Raw genomic sequence first — 13,215 nt, 5'->3', positions numbered from 1 at the left:
CCGGCTCGCTAGACCTTGAACACGTCCGCGAGCACGCCGCCCGCCGGGGTGATCCTGACGGGCGACGGGCTGTCGTAGACCACCATGAGCCGGCCGTCCGACAGCCGCGCCAGCCCCTCCGGATGGTCGCAGCCCACCCCGTACGGCAGCTCCAGCACGGTCTCCAGCTCGTCGGCCGGGACGACGCCCTGCCGCTTGTTGCGCGGCCGCCAGCGCACCACCCGCACCGGGCCGTCGAGGTCCATGGTCGGCCCCGCCAGGATCAGCACCGAGTTCCCGTCCGGGCACATGTCGCGCACCCCGAGCCCGCTCAGGTTGAGGAAGTGCTTGCGGTACGGCTCGCTCAGCCGCAGCCGCCCCTTGCCCGCGTCCTCCAGGCGTAGCTCCAGCACCACCGCCCAGCCCCGCAGGACGGGGCCGCGCAGGCCCACGTAGAGGCGGTCGGGCGTGACCACGATGCCCTCGACGTCGAACCCGTTGTCCTTGCCCGGCAGGGCCAGGAACGGCGCGAGGTGCGGATCGTTGCGCAGGTGCGCGGTGAGGCTGCCGGAGCCCGACAGGACCGCGCCCCGCTGCGGCAGCTCGGTGCGCGGGTCGAGGGGCAGCCGGGCCAGGATGAACCGGTTCTCCTCCCTGATCAGGGTGGCCAGCCGGTCGGGGCCGCGCTCCGGGTCCTTGGCCCTGACCTTTCTGCGCTTCAGGCTGTGCGAGCCGACCAGCCAGAGGTAGCCGTTCGCCCGGGCCAGGCCCTCGATGTCGGCCTCGTCCTCGGGGCCGGCGGGCAGGGCGATGTAGTCGGCCAGCATGAACGTGCGCTGGTCGCCGTAGTGGTCGCCGGTCCACGTGAGGTGCTCGAAGGAGGCGGTCTCGTCGCCGGCCACCCACAGGCCGGTGGAGCTCTGCCGGATCGCCGAGAGATTCGTGTGCGTCTGGGCCGCTCGCGAGGCGTGGTCGAATCGCAGCTCAACCTGTTCCACGACGCCATGATTGCACTTCGGTAGCTTCCGGGGCGCAATGGCGTGTTTTGTCGTACGCTCCCGTCGTGCTCCATGGGGAAGAAGAGATCAAGGATTCCCGAGTGAGAACGGCCGAAAGGCGTGGGATTCCGACTTCTCCGCCCAAACGCTCCCGCATCGGCGATCTGCGCATGCGGGTGGTGTACCGGGGGCTGGCCGTGGCCGCCGCCGTCGGTGCGGTTGTCGCCGCGGTGGTGGTCGTGGTGCTCCCGGGAGAGCCGGACGGGGTCGTGGCGGGGCCGGCAACCGCGCCGCCGACCGCGCCACCCTCGTCCGGCTCCGCACCGTCCACCGGCGGACCCACCGGCGGAACTTCTGGCACGCCGTCCACCGGCGCGCCCGCCGCAGGCACGCTCGCCACCGGCACGCCCGCCGCTGCGTCGTCCTCCGCTCCCCAGGGGACGCCGAGCCCGGGCAGCTCCCTGGCGCCCGGCTACACGGCCATGGAGGCCCTGTACGCCGACCCGCGAGTCCCCCGGCTCACCCGCGGGGTCAAGCGCATCGCGCTGCGCTCCCCGGGCAAGCGCTTCGTCAAGGACACGCGGTCCGGCCTGGCGGTGCCGAAGCTGCCGCGGCCGTGGAAGTCGTACGGGGCGGCGCCGTTCACCACCAAGCAGGTGCTGCCCAAGCAGCGCGGCACCAGCGTGCGCGGCATGTTCGTGACCTGCCCGCTGCCGATCATGGAGCAGGACTCGCCCCGCGACACGGCGCTGCTGGCCGCCCGCTGGACGCTCAACCACCATCCCAAGGGCTCGCGGATCACCTGGCTGGCCTCGCAGCCGGTCAAGCGCGGCTGGCTGCTCCTCTACCGCGTGACGTACGGCAAGCGCACGTCACGGGCCGCTGTCGTGATCATGGATGGGGGAACAAGCAAACCGGGTCTTGCGTTCGTAACAGTGCCTGACTCGCAGCGCAAGCAGTGGCGTGATATCGGCCGCGTGGCCTCAGGGGTGCGTGTTCTAGGCTAGAAAGATCATCAATGCGGCGATATTGGGGAGTGACGCCGTGGAACGCTCTGGACCGCCGCAGGCCTCGAACAAGGGCAAGGGCAAGCCGCCCTGGCGCTCGGAGGGCCTGCCGGGCACGCCCGGAGGCAAGCCCAAGATCAACTGGTGGCGGTTCGTCGTCACCCTGCTCGTCGTCTACGCCGGCTTCTTCGTCGTGTCGTCCTTCGTCGACAGCGGCTCGGTCGAGACGATCTCGTACACCGAGTTCACCAAGCAGGTGAACTCCAAGAACGTCAAGGACATCTACGCCCAGGGCCTGTCGGTCGAGGGCGACCTGAGGGCGGCGGCCAAGAACCCGGAGAGCGGCGAGCAGTACACCAAGTTCGCCACCGAGATCCCGGCGTTCGCCAACACCGACCAGCTCGACCAGCAGCTCGCCAGCGGCCAGGTCGAGATCACCTCGCAGCCCATCACCCGGGGCTTCTTCTCCAACCTGCTGCTGTCGCTGCTTCCGGTGCTGCTGCTGGCCGGGCTGTGGATCTGGATCATGCGGCGCGGCGCCAGCATGATGGGCGGCGGCCTGGGCGGGCTCGGCAAGTCCAAGGCGGCCAAGCCGGTCGAGGCCGGGAAGGTGCGCGTCACGTTCGAGGACGTCGCGGGCATCGACGAGGTCGAGAACGAGCTCGTCGAGATCGTCGACTACCTCAAGGACCCCGGCAAGTACCGCAAGCTGGGCGCCAAGCTGCCCAAGGGCGTGCTGCTGGCGGGGCCTCCCGGCACCGGCAAGACGCTGCTGGCCAGGGCGGTCGCCGGTGAGGCGAAGGTGCCGTACTTCTCGGCCAGCGCCTCCGAGTTCATCGAGATGATCGTCGGTGTGGGCGCCTCGCGGGTGCGCGACCTGTTCGAGGAGGCGCGCAAGGTGGCGCCGTCCATCGTGTTCATCGACGAGATCGACGCCATCGGCCGCGCCAGGGGCGGCGCCGGCGGCATCGGCGGCCACGACGAGCGCGAGCAGACGCTGAACCAGATCCTCACCGAGATGGACGGCTTCTCCGGGGCCGAGGGCGTGATCGTCATCGGGGCCACGAACCGGCCCGAGATCCTCGACCCGGCGCTGCTGCGTCCTGGGCGCTTCGACCGTACGGTGCAGGTGGGCCTGCCCGACGCGGCCGGGCGCGCGGCGATCCTGGGCGTGCACACGCGCGGCGTGCCGCTCGACGGCGGGGTCAGCGTCGACCAGCTCGCCAAGACCACGCCCGGCATGACCGGCGCCGACCTGGCGAACCTGGTCAACGAGGCCGCCCTGCTCGCCGCCAAGCGCGGCAAGGAGAAGGTCACGATGGCCGACTTCGCCGACGCACTGGAGAAGCTGCAGCTCGGCGCGGCGCGCAGCATCGTCATGCCGGAGGAGGAGCGCACCAGGACCGCCTTCCACGAGGCCGGTCACGCGCTGCTCGGCATGCTCCAGCCGGGCGCGGACCCCGTCCGCAAGATCTCGATCATCCCGCGCGGCCGGGCGCTGGGTGTCACGCTCTCCACTCCCGACACCGACCGCTACGCCTACGACGAGCAGTACCTGCGCGGACGCATCACCGGCGCGCTCGGCGGCATGGCGGCCGAGCAGGTCGTCTACGGCGTCATCACCACCGGCGCCGAGAACGACCTGGAGCAGGTCACCATGATCGCACGCGGCATGGTCGGCCGGTGGGGCATGTCGGAGAAGGTCGGCCCGCTGACCATCCTGCCCAACGACGGCCAGCAGCCGCAGGCCTCGCCCGTCACGCTCGCCATGGTGGACGAGGAGGCGCGGCGGATCGTGGACGAGTGCTACGAGCGCGCGGTCCGGATCCTCACCGCGAACCGCGACAAGCTGGATGCCATCGTGACGGCCCTGCTGGAGCACGAGACGCTCGACGAGGCGGGCGCGTACGCCGCCGCGGGGCTCCCCACGCCCGCGGAGGGCCGCGCGGCCGCGGCAGCCCCTGTCCCTGCTCACTTTTCCGAGAATTAGGACAAATCGGACGTTGGTCCGGGCCCGGCGAGGGCAGGTTCTCCCGTGACAGACTGATCGGGGGACCGTCGTGACACTTAATGACGAGCTTCTCGCCGGACTCGGAGACCAAGGAGTGGAGCAGATCGCCGGCATGCTCGGCACGGACACGCTCACCGCCCGCAAGGTCATCGAGGCGGTGTCGGGCACCATCGTCGGTGGCATGGCCCGCAACGCCACCCATCCGGACGGCGCCGACGCCCTGCGCGGCGCCCTGGACGACCACATGGACGCCGATCCGTTCAACGGCGACGTGGCCTCGCTGACCCGCGACGGGCACAGCATCCTCGGCCACGTGCTCGGCGGGCAGGGCACCGAGCAGGCAGCGGTGCGGCTCTCGCAACTGGCCGGCGTGAACTCCGCCACCCTCATGAAGCTGCTGCCGCTGATCGCACCCATGATCATGTCCCTGCTGGCGAACCGGGCCGCCAGCCACGACATGGACGCCGACGCCGTGGCCGACGACCTCAGCCGTGAGGAGTCCGCGATCCCCGCCGGGCTCGGGGAGCTGCTCGGCAGCCTGCTGGGCAGCATCTTCGGCGGCGCCGCCGTGCCGAAACAGGCGGGGCCGTACGACCCGTACCACGATCCGCTGCGCAGCGAGCGGGAGGTGGCCCCGGGCAGGTCGAACCCCGACTGGTGACCGGTAGGCTAGGCCAGTGATCGTCTTGGCCTCTGCTTCCCCCGCCCGCCTCGCCCTCCTGCGCAGTGCGGGTCTCGACCCGAAGGTGATCGTCAGCGGCGTCGACGAGGACGCCTACTCCGCCCACTCCCCGGCCGCGCTGAGCAAGGTGCTGGCCACGGCCAAGGCGGAGGCGGTCGCGGGCGGGCTCGAAGAGGGGCTGGTCATCGGCTGCGACTCGATCCTCGAGCTCGACGGGCGCCCGTACGGCAAGCCCGCCACCCGCGAGGAGGCGATCGAGCGCTGGCGCCTCATGCGGGGCCGCACGGGCCGCCTCGTCACCGGCCACTGCCTGATCGACGTGGCGGCCGGCCGCCAGGTGGCGGAGGTCGCCACCACCGTCGTGCGCTTCGGCCAGCCCTCCGAGGAGGAGATCGCCGCCTACGTCGCCACGGACGAGCCGCTCAGCCTGGCCGGGGCGTTCAGCATCGAGGGGCGCGGCGGCTGGTTCGTCGAGGGCATCGAGGGCGACCACGGCAACGTGCTCGGCATCTCGCTGCCGCTGGTGCGCGACCTGCTCGCCGAGCTGGGCTACGCGGTCACGGCGTTCTGGCGCTAGCCTGCCGGGCATGCGATCAGTGCGCGACTTCACCTCGGGTGTCGGCTTCTTCCTCCAAGGGTTCGGGTGGGTCGCCAAGCACCCCCGGTGGTGGCTGTTCGGGCTGATCCCGGCGTTGATCGCGTTCGCGCTGTACGCCGGGGTGCTGATCTATCTGGGGACGAACGCGACCGCCCTGGCCGAGTTCCTGACGCCGTTCGCCGATTCGTGGAGCTGGCGGGAGCTGTTCAGGACGTTGGTCGGCATCGCGTTGGTCATGGGCGGCGTGGTGCTGGCCGTGCTGACCTTCGCGGCGCTGACGCTGGCCATCGGGGAGCCGTTCTACGAGAAGCTGTCGGCGGCGGTGGATGTGCTGGAGAGCGAGCACGAGCAGCCGTGGTGGCGGACGTTGCCGCGCTCCATCCGTGACAGTCTGGTGACGTTGTTCTACGTGTTGCTGTTCACGATTCCGCTGTTCATCCTGGGCTTCGTGCCGGTGGTCGGGCAGACGGTGGTGCCGGTGCTGGGTGCCCTAGTGTCCGGATTTTTCCTGACAGTGGAGCTCACTACGCTCGCCCTCGAACGGCGGGGCATGGCCCGCAAGCAACGCTTCGCGCTCCTGCGCGCCAACAAGGCCAGTGCCCTGGGGTTCGGGGTGGCGGTTTTTCTGCTCTTCCTGGTGCCTTTTGTGGCTGTCATCGCCATGCCTGCTGCTGTGGCGGGGGCTGCGTTGCTCGCTCGGGACCGGCTGGCTTCTGATGGTGGGGCGGGTCCGGATGTTCGGCCGGCCGGGGCGCGCTGAGGGCTCGTCCTCCTTACGCGCCCGCCGTGCTTGGTGGCCGCTGCTTCCTGCCTGCTGGCCATCTCGGGCTCCGCTGCCACCTCAGGCTGTCCACTTCAGCTACGAGACGGTGAGCCGCACCCTCCATGTCACAGAACGCCGCAGCCATCTCGTCCCGGGGAGGACGGAATCCCCTGTGACAGGAGCTTGATCATGAACGACCACAGCACCCACCAGAAGGTGGCACTGATCACCGGCGCGAACAAGGGAATCGGCCGCGCGACCGCCGACCAGCTCGCCACCTTGGGCATGACGGTCCTGATCGGCGCCAGGAACCCGCAGCGCGGCGAGGAAGCGGCCACGGCGATCCGCGCGGCAGGCGGCGACGCCCACGCGCTCACCCTGGACGTCACCGACCAGGCCACCATCGACCAGGCCGCGAGCTGGATCGAGCAGCGCTTCCGCCACCTCGACGTCTTGATCAACAACGCCGGCATCACCGGCTCCGGCCAGATCTCACCCCAGGACGCCACCGACCAACTCCCCAGCACCGTGAACCTGGACATGGTCCGAACGGTCTTCGAGACCAACGTCTTCGGCGTGATCGCCCTCACCAACGCCATGATCCCCCTGCTGCGCCGCTCCCCGGCACCCCGCATCGTCAACGTCAGCAGCGGCGCCGGCTCCCTCACCATCGCCGCAGACCCGAACGGCCCCCTCACGGCCTTGCCGTCGTCAGCCGCGTACTCACCCTCCAAGACCGCACTGAACGCCCTGACGGTCCAGTACGCCAACGAGCTCCGCAAGGAGGGCATCCTGGTCAACGCCGCCGACCCCGGCTACGTGGCCACCGACATCAACGCCCACAACGGCTTCCTGACCCCGGCACAGGGCGCCACGACACTGGTGCACCTGGCCACCCTCGCCGCCGACGGACCTACCGCCGGCTTCTTCAACGCCCAGGGGCCGGTGCCCTGGTAGGGGTACAGGCTCGCTAACCCGTTCTCAGACGGGGGCATCCACGGCCTGCGGCCACGCGCACTCCGTCCCTTCTTGGGCGGGAATGGCCGCAGGCCAAGCTTCATGCCTCAACGGCCACATCGTCGGGGGAGTCTCACGCCCGCGCTGCCATGCCCTCACTTCGGACGAGCCGCCTTATCCACAGCCGCGCGATCCTCACTCACCCCTTATCCACAGAACCGCTCCCAACGCCATTTCGTCCCCTCGAAACCCGGCACCCTGTGGAGCCATGACGACCAACCGCCCCACTCCCGCTTCCCTCAACCCGCCCACCACCCCTACCGCCACCGCAGATCCCAGCCCGCCCTCTCCCCGTGCCTCCGCCGCAGCTTCGGCATCCACACCGACACCCATGCAGCTGCCCTGGCAAGACTCCGCAACCACGTCCCCACCAACGCAGAACCAGACCGCCAACACCCGTCTCCCCCCTCCACCTGCCACGTCACCACCCTTCTCCTCGCCCAGCCTCCACCCCGACCACCACCCCAACCCCAACCCCGACCGCGACCGCGACCGCGACCCCGACCGCGACCGCGACCCCGACCGCCACCCCAACCCCGACCGCAACCCCGACCGCGACCCTCATCCCCATCCGCACCTTGGCCCCCATCCCGACCCCGACCCTGACACCGACCCCCACCCCGACGGCGACCCTGACCTCGACCTCGCCTCCACCTCCACCTCCCCCTTCACCCCGGAACCCCACCTCACCCTGAGCAGCCCCACCGACGTCCTGGCCGCCGTGCCCTACCTCGTCGGCTTCCACCCCACCGCCAGCCTCATCGTCATCGGCCTGTCCCGAGGCCAAGCGACGATGGTGGCCAGATGGGGCCTGCCCTTCCCGACGGGCACACTCGACCCGATGTCCCCCCTGTTCGGCCGCGAGGGCATCACCGAGATCGTCATCGTCGGCTACGGCCCGGGCCACCTGGTAACCCCGGCAGTCGACGAGGCCAGACGACTGGCGCGCAACGACGGGGTGCACGTGGGCGAGGCGCTGCGGGCTCACGAGGGCCGCTACTGGTCGTACGTCTGCGACCTGGCAACCTGCTGCCCAGCGGACGGCACCCCCTACGACCTGTCCAGCAGCCAGATAGCAGCCGAGGCCACGGTCCGCGGCCTGGTCGCCCTCCCCAACCGAGAGGCACTCGAACGCACGCTGGCCCCCGTCACAGGCCCCGTACGGATGGCGATGCGCCGAGCCACGGCTGCGGCGATCGCCGACTTCCGGGCCCAGATCATGACCGCCACAGACCTGAACACGTTCGCCGAGCAGTTCGTCTCCGACGCCCTGGTCAGGGTCCGATCCGCCCTGGAAACCCATGCCGGCGGCGGCCGCCTGAACGATGCGGAAGCGGCCAGACTCGGCCTGGATCTGGTGATCATGAGAGTCCGCGACGAGGCCTGGACCTTGATGGACGACTCCCACTCCCTGCTCTGGAAGGACCTGACCCGCAGGCTGGAGCCTCGCTTCACACCCCCGGTCGCGTCGCTGCTGGCGATGGCGGCCTGGCGGTCGGGAAACAGCGTCCAGGCCACCATCGCCCTCGAACGCGCCCTGACCGCCGACCCGAGCTACTCGATGGCCAACCTCCTCATGCACGCCCTACAGAACCTGCTCTCCCCAGCCATCCTCCGCGACCGTCTCCCGACCCCGGCCGAGCTGGACGAGACCATGGGCCCGCCCCGTGCCGCCTGGCTGCTCCCCTTGATCAACCTCCTGGACGAGGAGGACCCGCCCCCCGCCCTCGAATGACGCGACGCACGCCGAGCCGCCCGTCCGCGGATAGAGCGTTGACGAATCCAAGCCGCCGTGCCTCCGCACGGCTCTGGGCGTAGCGCACGCGGGTCCCGCGTGCGAGCCGGTTACCGGAGCTGGGTGTGGTCGTGCTGCGCTCCAGGTCTGGTGGTGGGTTTGTCTGTGGTCGGCTGCACGTCTGGCGCTGGGTATGGCTGTGGTCGGCCGGCGCGTCTGGCGGCGCGTCTGGCTGTGGTCCGCCGCAAGTCCGGTGGTGGGGCTTGAGTCTGATTGGCCGCAGGATCCGGCAATGCTCCGGTGGTGGTGAGCCGGTGGGGTGGGCCTGCACCTCTTCCCGTGCCGCACGCCCGCGACTCGGCAGGTGACCCACCCTGGCCTTTCCCGAGTCGGTTCCGCCGAGGAGGGTCGATGTCGGTCCGAACGGGAGTCGTCGCTTTTTTGGACTTGCAGGTCCATTTTTCGGGTCGCATGATGAGTGGACCACGCAGTCCAGAAGCGAGGGCGCGCGGAGTAGTTCGTTCGGCGATTCCTGCCTGCTGCGGCGCATCAGCAGCGGCGGCGGCAGGACCTCCGAACACATCACCAACAAGGGGATGATCGACCATGGACGCCCTGGAGCGTCTGAGCACTGTTGAAGAGCTGCGCCGTCTGATGGCTCGCTATGTCCGGTACGCGGACCACCAACGCTGGCAGGATCTGGCGAACCTGTTCACCCCGGACGGCACGTTCACCCCGCACAAGCCGGACGGATCAGTCTGGCTGCACATGGAGGGCCGCGAGGGGATCGCGGCCACTGTCGGCGCCAGCGGCGGCCCCGGCGTGACCCTGGTGCACCACCTGTTCTCCGACGAGATCGACGTCGACTCCGAGACCGACGCTCACGGCGTCTGGGCGATGGAGGACATCGTCACCCGGCCGGCGGACGCCGCCGTGTCCGAGGACATCCCCTTCAGGGGCATGCACGGCTTCGGGCACTACCACGCACGGTTCGTCAAGACGAACGGCACCTGGCACATCGCCGAGCTCAAGCAGACCCGCCTCCGCCTCGACTTCACCACCTGAAGCCACCAGCGGTCCCTCATACCCACCTGAAACTCGCTAGAAGGAAGACTTGTCATGAACAGCGACAACAAGCCCGGCGCGGCGGAACCGTACAAGATCGACGTCCCTCAGCAGGCCCTGGACGACCTCAAGGACCGGCTGAAGAGGACCCGCTACTTCGACGACCTGGACAACGAGGAGGAGTACTACGGAATCAGCACCGATTACCTCAAACCACTCGTGGAGTACTGGGCGGACGGCTTCGACTGGCGGGCGCAGGAACAGCGGCTGAACACCTACGACCAGTACAAGGTCGAGATCGACGGCACGCCCGTGCACTTCTACTACGTGCGCGGCAAGGGCCCGAACCCGGTCCCGCTCGCCGTGCACTCCGGCTGGCCCTGGTCCAGCGGGTTCAGCCTGCCCCTCATCGGCCCGCTGACCGATCCCGCGGCCCACGGCGGTGACCCGGCGGACTCCTTCGACGTCATCATCCCCGACCTGCCGGGCTTCGGCTGGTCCACCCCGGTCGGCAGGGGAGATCTGAACTACTGGAAGATCGCCGACATCATGCACAAGCTCATGACCGAAGTGCTCGGCTACGAGAAGTACGCCGCGGCGGGCACCGACTACGGCGCGCTCGTCACCAGCGCGCTCGGCCACAAGTACGCCGACAGCATCATCGGCCTGCACTACGGTCAGGATCTGCCGCCCGGCATGTTCGCCAACGAGCGCTACTGGGACCTGACCGACGGCGCCAAGATCCCCGAGGACGCCACACCGGAGCTGCGGGCGGGCCTCGAGAACTTCGTCAACACCTACGCCTCCCACGTCGCGGTGCACATGCTCGACGCCTCGACCCTCACCCACGGCCTGAACGACTCGCCCATCGGCATGCTCGCCTGGCTCCTGCGGCGATGGAAGAAGTGGAGCGACAAGCGGGGCGACTTCGCGGCGAACTTCCCCCGCGACTTCATCCTCACCGAAGCCACCACGTTCTGGGTGAACCAGGCCATCGGCTCCTCCATCCGCATGTACCGCAACGCGGTGCGCTACCCGTGGGTCCCCTCCCACGACCGCCGTCCCGTCGTCGAGGCGCCGGCCGGCTTCACCTTTCTCCTCGGGGACGCCTACCCGCCCGGCGTGAACACCGTCGAGGAGCGCATCGCGGCCTTCGAGAACGGGCCCACCCGCGACTCCTTCAACGTGATCAACGTGAACGCCCACATGAAGGGTGGCCACTTCGTCCACTACGAGAACCCGGAGGCCTTCACGAACGACCTGCGTGAGACCTTCCGCAAGCTGCGCTGACCGGGCGGGCGATGGTCTCGTCGCCGCCGGATCCGGAGCGCCCGCAGCGGACGTTCCATACCGGGCGCGGCTGTTGAACGCCGGGCTGTGGTGGTGCTGGCCGTCCGGGCCGTTGGTGCTGGACGTCTGGACCGTGGTGCTGGACGTCTGGGCCGTGGTGCTGGACGTCTGGGCCGTGGTGCCAACGGCTGGATGTGGCGCTAGACGTCTGGGGGTGCGGTGCTGGACGTTTGGGGTGCGGTGCTGGGCGCCAGGCTGCGGTGTTGGCCGCCCAGGCTGCGGTGCTGGACGCGGGCCGCATGTGCCGGATGCGCGTGCGGGTGCGTGCGGGTGCGTGCGCCGGATGCGTGCGCCGGATGCGTGCGCCGGATGCGTGCGGCGGGCGCGCCGAGACGGTCGCCGGTCCGGTGCGCTGCTTCCGGCCCGAAAGACCTACCCGCCGAGCGCCGGCCCATTCAGGACGCGGGCGCACCTCGATCACTTCACCGGACAGGAGCCGAACCCATGAACGACGACACCCAGACAACCCTCGACAACGACACCCTCATCAAGGAGTTCTTCGACCTCTTCGCCCTCAAGGACGCCACCAAGCTCGCTCCCTACTTCGACCAGGACATCACCTTCGAGAACTACGGCAGCCCCGAGATCAAGGGCCGCGAGGCCGTGGTCGCACTGTGGGCAGGGGTGTTCTCGGCCATGGAACGGGTCGAGTTCACCACCCTCCACCAGGCGGTCAACGGCGACACCGTGATCGCGGAACAGCTCCACGGGCTCGCGCTCCCCGGCCGCCCGCTGGCCCCGATCAGGAACATGGCGATCTACCGGCTGCGGGACGGCCGGATCGTCGAGTGGCGCGACTACACCAACTCCGAGTACGCCCGCACGCTGATGTGAGGCTCCCGGCCAGGCAGTGAATCTTGAGAAAGGCGATCGATACCCTGGCCGGGCGCGCGGCCTGCGCGCGCTGCTGAGCGCGAGAGGGGAAGCCGACCCGCCTGTATCGGGAGGCGATCGAAAGGTTGTCGCCGGCGCGGGTGCGCACGGAACCGGCCCGTGCGCACCTGCTCTTCGGCGAGTGGCTGCGGCGCGCCAACCGCCGCGTGGCCACCTGGGAGTCACCTGCGGCATGTGGAGCAGTTCGGTGAGCTGCTCATGGACGCGTACGCCGAGCGAGCGCGCGCCGGGAGCCGGCCGCCGTGGGGGAGGGGGTGCGGCGGCGCGGGGGCGGGGCCTTCGACGAGGTGACCGCCCAGGAGGCGGAGACCGTGCAGCTCACCGTCGCCGGGCGCAGCAACCCTGAGATCGGTGGCGCCCAGCTGTTCCTCAGCCCCGAGACCGTCGAGTGGTACCTGTGCAAGGTGTTCATCAAGGTCGGCGTGAGCTCGCGCCGAAAGCTGGCCGGCGCGCTGCACGCAACCGGCCGCACAGCCGAATCGGCCTGCATAAGGACGAGGCCGCCGGAACGCCATGAGGCCGCCGGATCTACGAGGCTGCCGGACCTACGAGCCTGCCGGACGCACGAGGCTACCGGACGCTACGAGCCTGCCGAACGCCATGAGGCCGCCGAACGCCACCAGGCCGGCGAACGTCACCAGGCGCGTGGCTGCCTCCGGGAGGTGGAGAGGGTCAGTGGGGATCGTCGGGGGATGCTCTGTCAGAGGCTGCCTTCTTCCTTCCTGCGGCGCTCGTTGTACGCCCGCATCCGCGGCGGGTACCCGGTGAGCTGAACGTCGTACACGGGCAAGGCCAGGTCACGGGCGACCTTGTGGATCACGGCCGGTGAGCCGACCCTTCGCCTGGTCCACTCGCCATCATCGGCCACCGCCACGGCGGTCGTGTCGGTGGCGAACGTCTCCGGCTCGACGTAGAACTCGACACCGCGCCGCGAACGGGCGAAGGCGATGAGCGCCTCGATGTCGGCGTCTGTCGCCTCACGGTCGAACTTCGCGATCTTGCGGCCGCGCAGTCGACGAATGCCGTAGCGGTCTCGCCATCTCATGAATCCTTTTTATACCGTCTGGAGCCGCCGCGTCGGGGATGATCTAGGGGACGAATCCGGGATTCTCCTGA

13 protein-coding genes are annotated in these 13,215 nt (G+C 69.6%); 11 read left to right on the top strand and 2 right to left on the bottom strand.

The window, feature by feature from the left end:
* Positions 1-8: 8 nt before the first annotated feature.
* Positions 9-977: a DUF3616 domain-containing protein gene (locus LCN96_RS43100; protein WP_225268177.1), complete on the bottom strand. Its 969-nt coding sequence runs from the start codon at positions 975-977 to the stop codon at positions 9-11.
* Positions 978-1,042: 65 nt separating this feature from the next.
* Here LCN96_RS43100 and LCN96_RS43095 point away from each other — a divergent pair, with 65 nt between their 5' ends.
* The 11 genes from LCN96_RS43095 to LCN96_RS57545 all read left to right on the top strand — a co-directional run bounded on the left by LCN96_RS43095 (position 1,043) and on the right by LCN96_RS57545 (position 12,872).
* Entirely contained in the window at positions 1,043-1,984 is a 942-nt protein-coding gene (locus LCN96_RS43095) for a hypothetical protein (protein ID WP_225268176.1), read from the top strand.
* 37 nt (positions 1,985-2,021) lie between these two features.
* Positions 2,022-3,974: an ATP-dependent zinc metalloprotease FtsH gene (gene ftsH, locus LCN96_RS43090; RefSeq protein ID WP_225268175.1), complete on the top strand. Its 1,953-nt coding sequence runs from the start codon at positions 2,022-2,024 to the stop codon at positions 3,972-3,974.
* A 70-nt stretch (positions 3,975-4,044) separates the two neighbouring features.
* Positions 4,045-4,656: a DUF937 domain-containing protein gene (locus LCN96_RS43085; RefSeq protein WP_225268174.1), complete on the top strand. Its 612-nt coding sequence runs from the start codon at positions 4,045-4,047 to the stop codon at positions 4,654-4,656.
* Between the two features lie 16 nt (positions 4,657-4,672).
* Entirely contained in the window at positions 4,673-5,254 is a 582-nt protein-coding gene (locus LCN96_RS43080) for a Maf family protein (protein ID WP_225268173.1), read from the top strand.
* A gap of 10 nt (positions 5,255-5,264) precedes the next feature.
* Positions 5,265-6,035: an EI24 domain-containing protein gene (locus LCN96_RS43075; protein ID WP_225268172.1), complete on the top strand. Its 771-nt coding sequence runs from the start codon at positions 5,265-5,267 to the stop codon at positions 6,033-6,035.
* Positions 6,036-6,227: 192 nt separating this feature from the next.
* Positions 6,228-6,995 carry an SDR family oxidoreductase gene (locus tag LCN96_RS43070; RefSeq protein WP_225268171.1) on the top strand — a complete coding sequence of 256 codons (768 nt, stop codon included), beginning with the start codon at positions 6,228-6,230 and terminating at the stop codon, positions 6,993-6,995.
* 391 nt (positions 6,996-7,386) lie between these two features.
* Positions 7,387-8,790, top strand: coding sequence for a DUF4192 domain-containing protein (locus tag LCN96_RS43065; RefSeq protein ID WP_225268170.1), 1,404 nt, complete (start codon positions 7,387-7,389; stop codon positions 8,788-8,790).
* A 606-nt stretch (positions 8,791-9,396) separates the two neighbouring features.
* A complete protein-coding gene (locus LCN96_RS43060) occupies positions 9,397-9,855 on the top strand; it encodes a nuclear transport factor 2 family protein (protein ID WP_225268169.1) in 459 nt (152 codons plus the stop codon).
* Between the two features lie 54 nt (positions 9,856-9,909).
* A complete protein-coding gene (locus LCN96_RS43055) occupies positions 9,910-11,145 on the top strand; it encodes an epoxide hydrolase family protein (RefSeq protein ID WP_225268168.1) in 1,236 nt (411 codons plus the stop codon).
* A 504-nt stretch (positions 11,146-11,649) separates the two neighbouring features.
* Entirely contained in the window at positions 11,650-12,039 is a 390-nt protein-coding gene (locus LCN96_RS43050) for a nuclear transport factor 2 family protein (protein ID WP_225268167.1), read from the top strand.
* Between the two features lie 302 nt (positions 12,040-12,341).
* Complete coding sequence (locus LCN96_RS57545) at positions 12,342-12,872, top strand: LuxR C-terminal-related transcriptional regulator (protein ID WP_311132074.1); 531 nt, start codon at positions 12,342-12,344, stop codon at positions 12,870-12,872.
* On the opposite strand, the gene LCN96_RS43040 is transcribed toward LCN96_RS57545, so the two are convergent.
* The gene (locus LCN96_RS43040) at positions 12,800-13,144 is read right to left on the bottom strand and encodes a hypothetical protein (RefSeq protein ID WP_185102309.1); all 345 of its coding nucleotides are present in this window, start codon (positions 13,142-13,144) and stop codon (positions 12,800-12,802) included. The genes LCN96_RS57545 and LCN96_RS43040 overlap by 73 nt on opposite strands.
* Between the last annotated feature and the right edge of the window lie 71 nt (positions 13,145-13,215).

Source organism: Nonomuraea gerenzanensis (genome assembly GCF_020215645.1).
In the GTDB taxonomy this organism is placed as follows: Bacteria; Actinomycetota; Actinomycetes; order Streptosporangiales; family Streptosporangiaceae; genus Nonomuraea; species Nonomuraea gerenzanensis.
Note: the sequence above shows the minus strand (reverse complement) of the source record. Positions and strands in the feature narration are given on the sequence as shown.